General features: G+C 59.4%; 14 protein-coding genes and 1 pseudogene. 11 read left to right on the top strand and 4 right to left on the bottom strand.

Annotated features, from left to right (window positions below):
- Positions 1-51: 51 nt before the first annotated feature.
- A complete protein-coding gene (locus PSV38_RS09620; protein ID WP_300546900.1) occupies positions 52-1,110 on the bottom strand; it encodes an AraC family transcriptional regulator in 1,059 nt (352 codons plus the stop codon).
- Positions 1,111-1,272: 162 nt separating this feature from the next.
- Here PSV38_RS09620 and PSV38_RS09625 point away from each other — a divergent pair, with 162 nt between their 5' ends.
- From PSV38_RS09625 to PSV38_RS09645, 5 genes are all read left to right on the top strand, one after another.
- A complete protein-coding gene (locus PSV38_RS09625) occupies positions 1,273-2,358 on the top strand; it encodes a fatty acid desaturase (protein ID WP_300546902.1) in 1,086 nt (361 codons plus the stop codon).
- 26 nt (positions 2,359-2,384) lie between these two features.
- A complete protein-coding gene (locus tag PSV38_RS09630) occupies positions 2,385-3,857 on the top strand; it encodes an FAD-dependent oxidoreductase (RefSeq protein ID WP_300546903.1) in 1,473 nt (490 codons plus the stop codon).
- A gap of 345 nt (positions 3,858-4,202) precedes the next feature.
- Positions 4,203-5,507 carry a hypothetical protein gene (locus PSV38_RS09635; RefSeq protein WP_300546905.1) on the top strand — a complete coding sequence of 435 codons (1,305 nt, stop codon included), beginning with the start codon at positions 4,203-4,205 and terminating at the stop codon, positions 5,505-5,507.
- Between the two features lie 575 nt (positions 5,508-6,082).
- Positions 6,083-7,354: an ATP-binding protein gene (locus PSV38_RS09640; RefSeq protein ID WP_300546906.1), complete on the top strand. Its 1,272-nt coding sequence runs from the start codon at positions 6,083-6,085 to the stop codon at positions 7,352-7,354.
- On the top strand, positions 7,354-8,028 hold the full coding sequence (locus tag PSV38_RS09645; RefSeq protein WP_300546908.1) for an RloB family protein: 675 nt from the start codon (positions 7,354-7,356) through the stop codon (positions 8,026-8,028). Before PSV38_RS09640 ends, PSV38_RS09645 begins: the two co-directional genes overlap by 1 nt.
- Before the next feature lie 93 nt (positions 8,029-8,121).
- Here the strand turns inward: PSV38_RS09645 and PSV38_RS09650 are convergent, their stop codons facing one another.
- Together PSV38_RS09650 and PSV38_RS09655 are read right to left on the bottom strand one after the other, a co-directional pair.
- Positions 8,122-9,213, bottom strand: a complete 1,092-nt coding sequence (locus PSV38_RS09650; protein WP_300546910.1) for a PEP-CTERM sorting domain-containing protein — start codon at positions 9,211-9,213, stop codon at positions 8,122-8,124.
- 184 nt (positions 9,214-9,397) lie between these two features.
- Positions 9,398-9,736, bottom strand: coding sequence for a hypothetical protein (locus PSV38_RS09655; RefSeq protein ID WP_300546912.1), 339 nt, complete (start codon positions 9,734-9,736; stop codon positions 9,398-9,400).
- A 263-nt stretch (positions 9,737-9,999) separates the two neighbouring features.
- Here PSV38_RS09655 and PSV38_RS09660 point away from each other — a divergent pair.
- The 6 genes and pseudogenes from PSV38_RS09660 to PSV38_RS09685 form a co-directional block, all read left to right on the top strand.
- Positions 10,000-10,228 (top strand): annotated as a pseudogene (locus tag PSV38_RS09660) (IS5/IS1182 family transposase); the annotation flags it as partial.
- Between the two features lie 314 nt (positions 10,229-10,542).
- A complete protein-coding gene (locus tag PSV38_RS09665) occupies positions 10,543-11,673 on the top strand; it encodes an aromatic ring-hydroxylating dioxygenase subunit alpha (protein WP_300546914.1) in 1,131 nt (376 codons plus the stop codon).
- Positions 11,674-11,780: 107 nt separating this feature from the next.
- Entirely contained in the window at positions 11,781-12,113 is a 333-nt protein-coding gene (locus tag PSV38_RS09670) for a multidrug efflux SMR transporter (RefSeq protein ID WP_300546916.1), read from the top strand.
- An 11-nt stretch (positions 12,114-12,124) separates the two neighbouring features.
- The gene (locus PSV38_RS09675; RefSeq protein ID WP_300546918.1) at positions 12,125-12,808 is read left to right on the top strand and encodes an NBR1-Ig-like domain-containing protein; all 684 of its coding nucleotides are present in this window, start codon (positions 12,125-12,127) and stop codon (positions 12,806-12,808) included.
- 600 nt (positions 12,809-13,408) lie between these two features.
- On the top strand, positions 13,409-13,759 hold the full coding sequence (locus tag PSV38_RS09680; protein WP_300546920.1) for a hypothetical protein: 351 nt from the start codon (positions 13,409-13,411) through the stop codon (positions 13,757-13,759).
- A complete protein-coding gene (locus tag PSV38_RS09685) occupies positions 13,749-14,261 on the top strand; it encodes a hypothetical protein (protein WP_300546922.1) in 513 nt (170 codons plus the stop codon). Before PSV38_RS09680 ends, PSV38_RS09685 begins: the two co-directional genes overlap by 11 nt.
- Before the next feature lie 337 nt (positions 14,262-14,598).
- Here the strand turns inward: PSV38_RS09685 and PSV38_RS09690 are convergent, their stop codons facing one another.
- Positions 14,599-15,072: a hypothetical protein gene (locus tag PSV38_RS09690; protein WP_300546924.1), complete on the bottom strand. Its 474-nt coding sequence runs from the start codon at positions 15,070-15,072 to the stop codon at positions 14,599-14,601.
- Positions 15,073-15,279 lie beyond the last annotated feature (207 nt).

Consider the following 15,279-nt stretch of genomic DNA (forward strand, 5'->3'; position numbering starts at 1 on the left):
CGGTGCTCAGTGAGATTGCACGGCACGCGAAGCTGACAGGCACTTGGCCAGTTACAACGGCGGACGATGCTTTTCGCGCCAAGCCGATGGGGATGTGTCGGTCCAGCGGCGGAAAGCCCGGGTGAAGCCGCTGACCTCGGCGAAGCCCAGGAGGTAGGCGATTTCACTGACGGAGTAAGCCGTTTGCGCCAGGTACTCCAGCGCCAGCGCTTTGCGGGTTCCTTGGATGACGTCACGGTAAGTGGTGCCTGCATCGGCCAATTTGCGCTGCAAGGTTCGAGAGGCGAGGCCGAGGGCCTGGGCCACTTCCGATTGAGGTGGATCGCCAGCAGGCAATCGTTCTTGCAGCAGATTCTTCAGCTGTGCCATCAATTGAGAAGGCCCATCCTCCGCGCCTAGGCCCAATAGATAGCGGCCTGTCGCTTCCTCATTCACCCGTGCCAACTCCGCATTGCCGTGGACCAGACGCCGGCTCAAAGTGGCATCATCGACCAACAAGGCATTCTCATCACAGCCATAGATGGGGACGTGCAGAAAAGCTCGTTCAAGGGCCTCATGCCGCTGCTCGGGTCGAGGTCGTTGAAGGCGCAACTCCAGCGGTTGAAAATCGGCCCCGTAAAGCATGTGGCAAGCATGAACAACGACGAGCAACAGTGCATCAAGTGCGCACCACAAGGCCTCGGCGTCATCCGGCGTCATCAGGTCGGCGTCCACTTTGACAAGCAGTTGGCCCACGCCACCTTCGTGAACAAACCGGATTTCGCCCGCGTTGGTGACCAGCCGGAAATAGCGTGTCATGCGTTCGAACATGCTGGCCAAGTCATTGGAAGCCAAAATGGCAAAGCCAAGCGCATGGAAGGTGGACACCGCGATCTGCCGCGATACCGCCACGCCCAGCAGAGGATCGCCCGTGGACTGAATGGCAAGCTTCCAGAATTCAATCACTTGGCGAGACGGATAGCGCGCCAGCGGGTCGCCAAGCAAGGCCACGTCCAATCCGGCCTTGACCATCAAGGCATGCGCATCCACGCCTTTCTTGTCGACCGCGCGCTTGAGGGCGGCTACCCAACTCGACAAACAATTGAAGCGGCTGACTGGAATATGGTTCAAGGGGATGGCTGGACTCAGGACAGGATCAAAACGACAAGCAAAGGTGTTGCACACGGCGCGTTCAAACAAGCGACTGTCGTGCACGGGCAAGACGCCGCGCCTTGCAATGGGAAAAGATTATGCCCATCGACGCAATCCGTCACAAGCCATTGGCCCATCGACATGACCACCGTTCTTCCAACCGCATCATCGTTGCCGATCAGTGACCTGAAGCGCACCCAGCTCATCCGTCAGCAGGTCTCCGCCCTGGGTGACATGGCCCGACAACGCCACCCTTGGCTGGCCCATCAGAACGCCATCGGATTGAGCATCCAACTGGCGGCCATCGGCGGCATGGTGTTGTGCAGCTGGCTGTACCTGTCCGGGCAACTGCCCTGGTGGGGCGCCGTTCCCCTCATCGGCATGCTGGCCTCGTTGACCCACGAGATCGAGCATGACTTGATCCACCTTTTGTATTTCAAGCAACGCCCCTGGGTGCAGCATGCGCTGCTGTTGCTGGGCTGGCTGTCACGCCCTTCTACCGTCAATCCCTGGATGCGCAGGCAGATGCATTTCCACCATCACAAGAAGTCCGGGCACCCATCTGATTTCGAGGAGCGGGCCATCACCAATGGCGAAGCCTGGGGCCTCAAGCGGCTGTTCATGACCCTGGACAACATGCTGGCCATCATGCTGCGGCCGAACACGATGCGGAGCGTTGTGCGCCAATACGTCGAAGATGCCGAACAGCCTGCCAGCCGTGCCGAGTGGCGAGCCGCACTCTTTCGGAAAGCGCTGTCTTACATGCCATTGGGTCACGCCTTCTGGGCGGCATGGCATGCCTTCGTGGTCTTCCACCTGGTGGATCTGGTTGCCGCCTGGATGGGGCAGCCCATCGCCTGGTCGCCAGAGCTTCGTTCGGCCGTGTCGGTGCTCGACGCGGTGACGGTGTGCCTCATCGCCCCGAACATCCTTCGTAACTTCTGCCTGCATTTCATCAGCTCGAACATGCACTACTACGGCGATGTTGAAGCTGGCAACGTCATGCAGCAAACCCAGGTGCTGAATCACCCTGTGTTCTGGCCCATGCAGCTTTTCTGCTTCAACTTTGGCTCGACCCATGCCATCCATCACTTTGTGGTCGGCCAGCCCTTCTACCTTCGGCAGATGATCGCCTCAGAAGCCCATGAGGTGCTGCGCAGCAACGGTGTTCGGTTCAACGACCTGGGGACTTTCCGTCGCGCCAATCGACTTCAAGCAGCCGTGTGAGCCAGCGATTCCCTTCGGAGTGTGATGTGTTTGACTATGTTGTCGTCGGTGGAGGATCCGCCGGCTGTGTTCTGGCTGCCCGTTTGAGTGAAAACCCGCTCGTCCAGGTCTGCCTGCTTGAGGCGGGGCCGACACTGGGTGGCAGCTCTTCGAGCAATGCCATGTGCTACACACGCGGCCATGCGTTTGACTATGACGGGTGGGCCAGGCTTGGCAATGCCGGATGGTCGTACCAGGATGTGCTGCCTTACTTCAAGCGCGCTGAGCACCACGAGCGTGGCGCCGACGCTTTCCACGGCACGGGCGGGCCGCTCAATGTTGCCAACCTGCGGTCGCCCAATGTGTTGACCAAGGCTTTCGTGACGGCGGGTACGCAGGTCGGCATTCCCCGCAATGATGATTTCAATGGGGCCGAGCAAGAGGGTGTGGGCCTCTTCCAGGTCACGCAAAAGAACGGGCGTCGATGCAGCACGGCTTCGGGCTACCTGGGCATGGCGAAGCACCGGGGCAACCTGACCATTCTCACCGGGGCGCAAGCACGTCGTGTGCTTTTCGATGGCGACGCGGCCGTCGGGGTTGAGTACCAACGAGGGGGCACGGTCCATGTGGTTCATGCGGCGATGGAGGTCATTCTGTCGGCGGGGGCCATCCAAAGTCCGCAGCTCTTGATGCTCTCGGGCATCGGAGATCGGGTGCCGTTGCAAGCCCATGGCATCCCTGTCGTGGCGCATCTGCCCGGTGTGGGCAAGAACCTGCAGGACCACCTGGATGTGATCGTGGTCAACAGCTGCACCCAGCCTGTCTCCATCGGAATCACACCTGGCAATGTGTTGCGCTGGCCCTGGGAGCTGATGAAGTATTTTTGTGGCCGCCGTGGGCTCTTCACCAGCAATGCGGTCGAAGGTGGCGGCTTCGTGAAGAGCCGGCCCAGCGAGCCTGTCCCCGATCTTCAGTTTCACTTCAGCCCGATGAAGCTGTCGCGACACGGAATGGACATGGGCGATCTGTTTGGCGATGGCTACTCGTTGCACGTGTGTTGCCTCAGGCCGAAGAGCGTGGGGGAGATTCGCCTGGCCTCGCCCCATCCAATGGAGGCGCCGCAGATCGTGGCCAACTACCTGACGCATCCTGATGACATGGAGACGATGCTCCGTGGTGTCCGGCTGGCGCGAGACATCCTGGCCGCACCGGCCTTCGATCGCTATCGCGGCAGAGAGCTAATGCCAACCGTCCTGTGCGAAAGGGACGACAAGATCCGGCAGTTCATCCGTGAGCGTGCTGAAACGATTTACCACCCCGTGGGGACCTGCAAGATGGGTCAAGACGCCATGGCCGTGGTGGACAGCGAGTTGCGCGTTCATGGCGCGCGTCGGCTGCGGGTGGTGGATGCCTCCATCATGCCCACGCTGGTTGGTGGCAACACCAATGCCCCGACGGTGATGATCGCGGAGAAAGCGAGTGATCTTGTCCGGTGGGCCGCGCATGAAAGGCGTCACTGAGACAGCGACCGGCTTGAACCCCGCGAGCGGGGCTTGGGGCGCTTTGCGCGCCGAGCTTTAAACGGCGGCTGCCGGGCTCCTGACGCGGCGGGCCTGTCTGCCACCCTTGTGCGACTGGCCGACGCACTGGAGGTATGTTGATACTTTCAACGAGCGGTGTTGCTGATCAACGCCAATGCGTCTCACATGAGTCGGGATTGATGCGGATCAATGAGCCACGGCTCAAGGATGAGCCAATACAAGCTTAACCGCCCCCTCGCACACAACGTCCCGAAGTTTCGGCTGGTCGGTCCGCGTGAAGTCGGGCGCGAGAACTTCAACATGTTGGCTGGACGGAGTGACACCATGAAATGGACAAGCAATCTATCGCTGTTGAGAGGGGCGCTGCTTGGCATCCTGTTATGCCCGATGGCATTCCCTGGGCATGTTCAGGCGGACATGGTCAATGTGAATTTCTATTCTGATGCCGACAAGGAATGGCATGTTCTGGATGCCAACGGAAAGCTCATCTCCGATGCGCAAGGGGCTGCTTCCATGCCACAGGCTGTCTGCCTCAATGACACTTCACCGCCGAACTGTCCACCAGGGGCCGTGAAGTACGGGCATGTGTCCCCCGGTGATTGGCCCACCAGCTTGAAGCCCGTCCCTGGGGCAAAGTGGATTTGGGCGCCCAATGTCACCGGCCAAACATCTCCGGCGGCCAAGGCAGAATTCACTTTCACACGGGACTTTTATCTTTGCAGCCCCCGTGCAGATGGGACCATTCACGTCGCGGTAGATGACACCGCCGAAGTGTCTGTCAATGGCATCCCCGTGCTGACCACGACCTCAAACCAACTCACCAAGAAAACCTTTCCAAGGAAGTCACTGAACGGCGTGTTGACTTCTGGTTTCCCGATCAAGAAGAACACCATCACCATCAAGGCACGAAACTCGTACCTTGACTGGTGTGATCCTGCAAAGACCAAAGGGGCCGTCGACAACTATCAATGCAATCCGGCTGGGCTGGTCGTTGGTGCTTCATTTCCCGACGATGCGCCGTCATGCACAGGAAGCAAGGGCGAGGTCATTCCGAGTGGGCAAACAGAACGCAATTGTCCGTCCGGCCAAATTGGATCGACGGGCATTTGTGTTTGTGGCTCTCTCTTGCCCATGAACGACTGCGTAACGCCGCCTCAAACATGCGCAGATTACGCATATTCTGGCTGGTCTGCCTGTGGCGCTGACTACAAGCAGACCAGGACTGTGATGGGCAGAATCCCGGCCGGGTGCATCGGCGAGCCAGTCGCTCAACCTGTGCTGACTCGGTCCTGCTCCGATGATCCTCCCAAATGCGATTCCTTCACCTACAGCGCTTGGGGCCAATGCCAGCAGAATGGCAAGCAGACGAGGTCTGTGTTGGCAAGTTCGCCCACGGGCTGTACCGGCGGGACTCCGGTGACCAGCCAGTCTTGCCCATACACGCCTCCGCTTGTTGGCAAGGGCGATCGATGCGGATCCCTTCAGGAAGGTCTTGTCGCAAGCTGCCCTGCTGGGACAAGTTGTGGAGGCCGAAAAAAATGCACTGAAGACTGCCCCTGGTGGGACTGGTCAGGGCTCTTTTGCTCGCAAACCTGCCTCGTTTCAACAGATTGGTATTGCGACCCATGACGATGCAGGCATGCAATTGCCTGAGAGCGATGTGGGTGGGCGTGCTGGGCACCGCAGATGGCAAGCCTGGTAGAGCCAGCCGGGAAGGCGTTTTTCCCGGCGGTGGAGCTTGCGGTGTCCATTGAGCACAGCGCACAGCCTTCAACAACGCCGACGCAACTTCGCGTACCGGGGGCTGTGCGGCAAGGTCTGGAAGTAGTTAAGAAAAAAGCGGTGCTCGTCGCTTCAGCCGCTGATGGCCTTCAGGCCGCGCTGCGTAACCGACGATTGCCCAAACCAATGGAAACTGCAGTTGCCCCATCACCATGGCGACGACAGTGACGGCGTAGCTGACACCCATAACCGATACGACGCCTGCTGTTGCTGAGGTTCCGGCCAAGGTGCAGAACCCTTGCCCAACACCTTCAACAGGGTGTAGCCCTCCAAGGCCTTGACCATGGCGTCGCTGCCCAAGGCCGTCTCGGAGTCTTCAGCGCGGGAGCGCGGAGATCCAATTCACAGGAGTATTATAAAATAATCAATAAATTTGCATTGAAGATGCATAATTTATGATTATTTCTGCAAAGGTGAATTCAATGCTTGTCGAGTTCCGTACAAAGAACTTCCGCAGCCTGCGCGACGAGCAGGTGCTCAGCCTGGTGGCGTCCACCGACAAGACCTTGCTTGACACCCATGCCCTGGACACTGGCTTGAAGGCTACCCCGCGGTTGCTCAAGAGTGCAGTGGTGTACGGCGCTAATGCCAGCGGCAAGTCCAACCTCATCAAGGCCTTGCAATACATGCGTGGCGTGGTGATGGAATCGGCTGCCCGGCAACCAGGCCAGACCTTTGTGCGGCTCCAACCCTTCAAGCTTGATGCGACATCGGGCAGCCAGCCCACGGAGTTCGAGGTCACGTTCCTCATCGACGGCGTGCGCTATCAGTATGGTTTTGCCATGACTGCGCAACGCATCGTCAGCGAGCAATTGCTGGTCTACAAGGCATTCAAGCCGCAACGCTGGTTCGTGCGTCAATTCGATGCCGAAAGCGGCAAGGATGTCTATGAGTTTGGCTCCGGCTTGAAGGGCGCCAAGAACCTGTGGGAAGGGGCAACCCGGCCGAATGCCTTGTTCCTGTCAATGGCCGTTCAGCTCAACAGTGAGGCCTTGCGCCCGGTGTTCGATTGGTTCGCCAATCGGCTGGTGATCGTCAACGAGCAAACGCCCTTGTCCCCGCAGTTCTCAGTGCAGATGCTCAAGCAAGAGGCCCAACGCACGGCCATTTGTGATTTTTTGCGTGCCGCCGACATCAGCATCGCCGACATCGAGGTGGCCACCAAGCAGGCCATGGTTCACACCATCCACTTCGACCTCCCCGCAGGCAAGCGCGAGGACTCTGCCAGCGAGCAGACCGTGGACGAAGTGAAGTTCCACCACGTCACCGAGCATGGCAAGGCCGTGTTCGATTTGATGGACGAGTCCAGCGGCACCCGCAATCTGCTGTTCCTGGCGGGGCCAATACTGGACATCCTCAACAAGGGGCTCACGCTGTTGGTGGATGAGCTGGATACCAGCCTTCACACCTTGCTGGTGCAGGCGTTGGTGCGCTTGTTCCACCGGCCTGAAATCAATACCGCAGGAGCGCAGCTCGTCTTCACCACACACGACACCTCACTGCTTGACGCCTATGGCCTGTTCCGCCGAGATCAGATCTGGTTTGTTGAAAAGCGACCTGATCAAAGTTCATCGCTGTACCCCTTGCTCGACTTCAGTCCGCGAAAGAATGAAGCGCTGGAACGCGGTTACTTGCAAGGCCGCTACGGCGCGCTGCCTTTTCTGCGCAATGAGGCTTTGGGGGCGAAGCATTGATGGGGCGCGACAACCAGGCCAAAGACCGGCAGTTGCGCCGCAAAGAGACCAAGGAAGCACGGCGAGCCAGCTACGCCCGAATCCTGATCGTGACCGAAGGCAGTAAAACCGAGCCGCTGTATCTGGAAGAGATTCGCGCAGCCCATCAGTTGCATTCTGCCAACGTGGCGGTGCAGCCGGGGCAACTGGGCACCGCACCCATCCAGGTGGTGCGTTATGCCCAGCAACTTTTTGAAGAAGGCGATTTGCACAGAGGCATTCGCCCCAAAAGCTTCGACCAGGTCTATGCCGTGTTTGACCGCGACGACCACGACAGCTACTTCAATGCCCTGGATCTGGCACAAGCACTGGACGGCAAGCTGCGCAATGAAAACAGGCAACTGGTCAGCTTCAAAGCCATCGCATCCATCCCCAGTTTTGAGCTGTGGCTGTTGCTGCACCACGAGGAAGTTCATGCCCCGATTCATCGGGACGAGGTGATGGCGCGCCTGAGGCAGCACATCCCCGGCTACGAGAAGGGCATAGGTGGTACGTTCGCCATCACCCGCGGTCGGCTGGAGGTGGCGACCCAGCGGGCGCAGGCGTTGGGTGAATATTTCAACGCGCACACCGCGCCCGAACCCTTCACCGCTTTGCACGAACTGGTCATGCAGCTGACCACGTTGCGGGGCTGAAGCCGTTCAACCCGAAGCCCCATGAAAAAAAAGCCCCGCGAGCGGGGCTTGGGTGCCTTGCGGGCCCGGATTCGAGCGGTTGGCGCCGAGCTTTCAGTGGCGCGCGCGAGCAGTTCGGCGCCGAGCGACATAGCCGAGCATTGCAACCCCAAGCAACGTCATCACGGTCGTGGAGGGCTCAGGCACCGCCACTGGAGTCAGGAGATACGTAGCGTAGTTCCCGGTCGTGCCGATACCGTTCACGATGATCTGACCCTGGTCGTTGATGGCCACGGCCCTGCTCAGCGTGCCGAAGTTGCCATATTCCGGCAGGATCAACGTGTTCAAGTCGACTGCATCCAATCCATCCCAGATCACCGCGTATTTCGTGGTGCTGCCAGTCGACGCGTTGTACCAGCCCGAATGGCCAACAACCTGCCCCAGATTGTTAATGCTCCATGCCTCGCTATTGCGCAAGCCTCCCGGCGGCATGGCCAACGGGTTCAACTGGATCGGCTGTTTAGGATCGACCCATTTGACGGCAGCGCCGAACCATGTCCCGACAATGACGCCAGCATCGTTGATTGAGTACGCGGTGCTGTTGTTGCCGCCGTAGTAGCTTGTCAGGCCCCCCAAGTAACTCTGTTGGCCGTTCTGCCAGATCGTTTGGGACCCGACTGCCGTTCCAGAGCTGTTCACATCCTGAGCGGCGCCATAGCCCAGCTGTATGGGCGTTGCAGCCGGACTGTTCCAAAGGACAGCCCGGCCATCGATGACCCCGACGATTTGTCCGGCTTGGTTGATGGACGTGGCCAAGGCGCTGTAGGGATAGGTCGTGCCGGGCAGCACAGGGAGTGAGATGGCTTTGCCGCCGACCCAGGCCACCGCACTCTCGCCGGAGTAGCCCACGATGGTGCCTGCATCATTGATGGCCAGGGCACTGCTAAAAGTCGCCCCGGAAAGCCTAGGCAAGGCACTCACTGCGCCGCTGCTACTCCAGATGACGGGAAACCCATTCGAATAACCCACGGACTGGCCAAGATTGTTCAAGCCGTGGACGCTGTCGACGTAGCTTCCGAGCGTAGCAAGTTTGGTGAGATGGTAGCTGGTGGTATCGGCATGGGCTGTCGATACCGTCAACAGCGTCAGGCAGAGCAGCGATGAGGCCAGGCTGGGCAGGCCATGAACTTGGCATTGACTTGTCATTCGAATTTTCCCTGTGATAAGTCGTTGATTGTCTACCAGGGGCAATGAATGAGTGGGTCCGCTGGCCCCCCTCATTTCAGAGGGGTAACATTTGGTCCCGGAGCATTGACCGTGAGGCCAAAACAAGCGAAGCCCCATGAAAAAAGCCCCGCGCGCGGGGCTTTGGTACTTTGCGGACCGGGCTTTACGCGGCGGCTGCCGGGCTTTCAGAGGCGCGGGCCTTGCGCGAGAAGCGGACGGACATGTCGCGGCGCAGGGCGTCCAGGCCAGAACCCTTGCCCAGCGCCTTCAACAGGGCGTAGCCCTCCAAGGACGTGACCATGGCGTCGCTGCCCAAGGCCATCTCGGAGTCTTCAGCGCGGCCGATCAGCTTCTTCAGCCGAACGATGTGCGGGCGCAGCGCATCGAGCTGGGCCATGTCGCGCAACGCCTCGGCCACGTCCACATCCGCCGGGATCAGGCCGGGGTTGTCGTTCATCGCGACCAGCGTGCGGCGGCAGAAGGTTTCCGACTTCTCGCCCATCTTGTTCAGGCTGCGGCGCTCGTCGGTGCTCAGCGAGATCAGACCGGACAGCTTGCTTTCGAGCGTGGACAGCGCGTCGGCGATGGCGGCATGGTCGGCTGCGGTCAGGGTGAGGGAATGAGGTTTTGGGGCATGACCTCCTGGCGTTCGTTTTTGGTGATGAGGGCGCTTTAGGGATTGGGGTGGGCGAGGGAAATAACCATCAAGAGGGGGCTTGTGCGAGCTTCAGCTTAGAAGCGTCGCAGCTTTCGGCCAGGCCGGTTCACAGTGTCGTGGTGACGTCGGCCAATGTTCGCGCCAAGCACTTATTGCCCGATCTGTTGCACAGCAACGAGCCGCGTGTGTATGGCGACAGCGCCTACGCCAGCCAGAAGGCGTTGGTCGCATTGAAGGCCCCGCACGCGAACGACTTCACCAACCAGTGCGTGGGCCCGTGTCGAGCACGTCTTCGCGGGGGTCAAGCGGCTTTGGGGGTTCACTAAGGTTCGCTACTGAGGGCTGAGCAGGAACGCCACGCGCGCCCGTTATAGACCTCAAGCGCGCTTGAGGCCTTGAAAGCCACGCCCTGGCAGGCTCAAAATCACTACTCAGCCTCGAAGAAGCGGCCATCATTGGCCGCTTCTTGAAATCAGTGCCTTGTTCAACGTGGCCCTGATTTTTGAAAGCTGGGAAGTTTTCCGAACGAAGACCATTTTTAGCCTTCCTCAAGCCTGAAAGGTCTAGCGTGTCTTCGTAAGCAGACACACCATCACATCCCCATCAAGCTCGCTGCCTAACCTGAAGGTCAACTCAAGGAGGAGCTGACCATGTGGAAACCAGAAGCACCGATGTCCGCCGCGCCCGCACTGTTGAACCCTCAACTGCCGGTGCGTGCCTACTTTGATGAAGAACTCCTAAAGGCGGAAGAAGATCTCCTTTTCAATAAAGGTACACAGTACGCAGGCCACTCACTGCTGGTGCCCAATCGCGATGACTACTGCGTGCTACCGCACCGCGACAATGGGGTTGCGCTGATTCACAACGAACAAGGCATCCGTCTGCTTTCCAATGTCTGTCGGCACCGGCAGTCATCGATCTTGCAGGGCCGGGGTAATGCGCATCGCATCTCATGCCCATTGCACCGTTGGACATACGCCGGCACAGGCGAGCTGCTCACCGCGCCGCGCTTTGCCTCCAAACCCTGCGTGGCGCTCGAAACCTTCCCCACCGCCCAATGGAATGGCATGCACTTCACCGGTGACGATCCCTCTGATGCCCTGAAGAAAATCCCGGATCGCTACGCCAAGCTTCTGTCGTTCGAAGGCATGAAGTTTGGACACATGGAGGTGCACGAATGCAGCTACAACTGGAAGACCTTCGTGGAGTTCTACATGGAGGACTACCATGTCGCTCCCTTCCACCCCGGGCTGGGCCGGTTCGTGTCATGTGAAGAACTGGAATGGTCCTTCGGCGACCAGTGGAGCGTCCAGACGGTGGGCTTCTACAAGGAACTGGACCAGCCTGGCGACAGCGAGGTCTATCAGGCCTGGCATCAGGCAGTGCTGAATTATTACGACGGACGCCTACCGCCCGTGGGTGCCATGTGGTTCATGCTTTACCCCAACATCATGATCGAGTGGTATCCGCTTGTCACGGTGGTTTCGACGGTCTACCCTCTCGGTCCGCTGTCGTGCCGCAATGTTGTTGAGTACTACCACCCCGCCGACCTTTCGCAATGGCCAGACGGCGGCGAGATGGCTTCACTTGCAGCAAGGGCCTACCTGGAAACCGCCGTTGAAGACAACGAGATCGGAGAGCGCATGCAGGCGGGCCGGTATGCGCTGATGCGACGTGGAACCTCAGAGTGCGGCCCGTATCACGAAAAGCTCGAAGCAGGCATGGAGCACTTTCACAGATACATCCGAGGAAAACTTAAGGGCATTGGCGGGATGTCATGAACGAGTAGATCTCTTGCGCTAGTCTCGGTTTGGTTCGAGGTACCGCTCTCTTCGCCGTCTCACGGCCGCGCCCGGTACAGGCGCAGGGTCGGGAGAGGTGCCTCATCATGAATTCCCAGACATACGCTTGGCTTGTCCTGTCCGCCAGCGTACTCGCTGAAGTGCTTGGCACGCTTGCACTGCGGTATGCCGAGGGCTTCACCAGACTTTGGCCTTCTGCCGCCGTGGTGGCCTGCTACTCCTGCGCCATCTGGTTGATGTCCGTCGCGGTCAAACACCTCGAAATGGGCTTGACCTATGCTGTGTGGGCCGGTGCCGGCACGGCCCTTACTGCTTTGCTTGGCATCATCTGGTTTCAAGAAACCATCTCGGTGTTGCGCTTCGCAGGACTGGGCTGCATCGTGGTGGGCGTGATAGCTCTCAATCTCAGTGCACGGTAAGTAAGCTCCCAATGTCTGCGGACGCCCTGCGGGCGCTTCTGCGTCAACGCGCCCGCGACTTGGGCAAGACGTTCAAAGCCCTTGCCATCGACGCCGGACTGGCCCGAACCTACCTGTACAAGCTGGCCGACGGCGTAACACTCGACCCCTCGGTCGGCACCCTTGTGCGATTGGCCGACGCGCTGGAGGTATCGCCCATAGCGCTGCTTCGGCACTATGTGCATTTGGACATGCCAGAACAACGAGCGAAGCGCCCTGGCGTGAACACCAGCAGATCCCAAGGACTATCAGTGCTGGACGATGCTGTTGTCTTCAATGCGGACATCACGATTCCTGATCACGCCGTCGTTCGCGGCGGAGAAGCCTTTCGCAAGGTGTGGGAGATCCAGAACGTCGGCCGTGTGGCCTGGCTGGCTCGGCGACTGGTGAGGGCAGACCAGCAATATGTCATCTCCCGGGCAAAGACAGATGGTGCGCTTGAGCCGCTGGTGCAGGCGCATTTGCGATCCGTGAACCTGGAAGTTCAAATCCCCGACACACTCCCCGGCGAATGCGTTCGGGTGGAAGTGGATTTCGCAGCGCCACGAGAGAATTGTTCGGTGGCATCGATCTGGCGGATTCACGACAAGGATGGCAGGCCTTGCTATGACGCCTCGTTTTTCCTTCAGGTCATCGTGACCGTGATTGACCAGTAGGGGCAAAGACACGGGCGGGTGGCTTAGTGTTAACAAGCCCTGGCTTCAAACATTGTCGTTGGGTCGACAACGGGCCTGTCCATTTTTTGATAGCCCGCTTGCTCAACCATGGTCAAGCCGATCCACAGCAAGGCATATGACAAGGACTGACCGCGGATATTGGCATTGACCGACTACGGGCCGACCACGACGCGGCCGTTGATTTGGTCCTTGTCCTCGGGCCAGACGACCGAGACGGTGCCAGCTTGCACACCATCTCTCAGAGAGCATGCGCGCGTCGTATTTCAAGGCATCGGTCTTGTCGACGGTACAGGTGTAGCTGGGCATCGATTTCTCCCTGGGTATTTAGGTGGAGGCTGGGGCTCTCGCCAGCGCTCGTCGGGCGGTGCAAACGCAGGATGCCAGCTCGATGATCGAGGGGGGCTACATTGCCCCCCGATTAAAACGAATGGGAGGTGCTGCCATGAGCAGACCATTCATTGTCTTTGGCGACCACACCGATCACGGCGGTGTTGTCATCGAGGCCTCGGTCATGTCAAAGCCGCTGGTGGTACGGTGAGCATTGCGGCGACCTACAAGCCAAGAGAGAGGGCTTACCTCATGCATTACAGCTCGAAGGTCTCAACGGGCAAGATCACCGCCGATCAGGTGCCTGCCATGGAGGGGGTCAACATCGATTGGGTCCACGACTCAGCAGACGAATCAAAGAAGGCCGCCACTGCGATGGTCAAGGGCTATGGGATTGTCTTTCCACCGGCGCTCATCTCTCGCCACACAGAGCGGGCTGCCGTCGACATGACGATTGGCGGCATGGTGGGCAAGAAAATCAAAGATGCTTCCGACAAAGACGTTGACATCAAAAAGCTGAGCGATCTCCATGCCGTTGGTGCAACCTATGGTGTTGAAAAACTCGTTTCGGATCCTCCTCACTGGTCAGATGATGGACATTAAATTCGCACTCTCTGTCAGCCTGCTTTGGGCGTCAGCCTCGGCCTGTGCATCAGGCAGCGACATCCAGCACGGAATCATCAAGCTCGATGGAGCTGGACATGCCAGCCTGATCGTGGCTGCGCCACTGGTCGCAGGCCAGACGGTGTATTTTCAGTATCCTGATGCCAAGCAGCAGCCCGTTTGCTGCAAGCGCCTGACCGCCCAAGAGTTCGCCAAGGCTGATGGTGCGGACACCTTGGCGACCAACGAGGTCACTGGCAATCCACCTGTGATCTACCACGCGCGCCTGCCCAAGTTGTGGGCCGAGATGCCGTTTGTGGGCGCGGCCACCATTGGCCAGAGCTTGCGCGCAGAAGGTGCCGGGCGGCAGTTGTTCGCGACAACCAGGCAAGGGCATGTCACCAGCGTGGAGACATGCACCAGCCAGGAAGGCGTGCATTTGATGGCCACGCATCTGTACCTCGGTCTTGGGTATGAAGTCGAGCAGCCGACTTGCAGGTAGTGGCTGCCAAAACTGCCGAGTCGAAGCAGCAAGCCTCTGAACCCGGGCCGCAAGGCAAAATGCCTTGCGCTTGGGGATGGTGAACCCGAACCGCAAGGCGATGCACCCTTGCGACTTGGGGATCTGATGCTTGTGCGCAAGGCTCCGAGCCTTGCGCGCAAGGTGGTGGAACCCCAAGCGCCAGTCTTTTTGCCTTGCCGCGCAAGGCTTTGAACCCGAAGCGCAAGGTGCCTGAGCCTTGGCCGCCACAAGTTGAGCCTTGCGCGCAAGGCTCTGCAACCCGAAGCCCCATGAAAAAAGCCCCGCGAGCGGGGCTTTGATGCTTGCGGGCCGGGCTTTACGCGGCGGCTGCCGGGCTTTCAGAGGCGCGGGCCTTGCGCGAGAAGCGGACGGACATGTCGCGGCGCAGGGCGTCCAGGCCAGAACCCTTGCCCAGCGCCTTCAACAGGGCGTAGCCCTCCAAGGACGTGACCATGGCGTCGCTGCCCAAGGCCATCTCGGAGTCTTCAGCGCGGCCGATCAGCTTCTTCAGCCGAACGATGTGCGGGCGCAGCGCATCGAGCTGGGCCATGTCGCGCAACGCCTCGGCCACGTCCACATCCGCCGGGATCAGGCCGGGGTTGTCGTTCATCGCGACCAGCGTGCGGCGGCAGAAGGTTTCCGACTTCTCGCCCATCTTGTTCAGGCTGCGGCGCTCGTCGGTGCTCAGCGAGATCAGACCGGACAGCTTGCTTTCGAGCGTGGACAGCGCGTCGGCGATGGCAGCGTGGTCGGCTGGGGTCAGGGTGAGGGAAATGAGGTTTTGAGGCATGGCTTCCTGGGTTTCGTTTTGTTGATAAGGCCGTGACTCTAGGAGGTTAGGTGAGTTGATGCCATCGCCATTAAGGGGGCACAGAACATTGAGCAGTACGCTTTTTTTTACTGAGGGAAAGCTAGCTTCCACAGGGAGGCGGGAGTTGCTAAATGTCAAGTCCCGGCTGGTTATAAACGCGCTTCTTGAATAATTCAGGTTTTTTCT

Source organism: Aquabacterium sp. (genome assembly GCF_029946005.1).
Taxonomy (GTDB): domain Bacteria; phylum Pseudomonadota; class Gammaproteobacteria; order Burkholderiales; family Burkholderiaceae_C; genus Aquabacterium.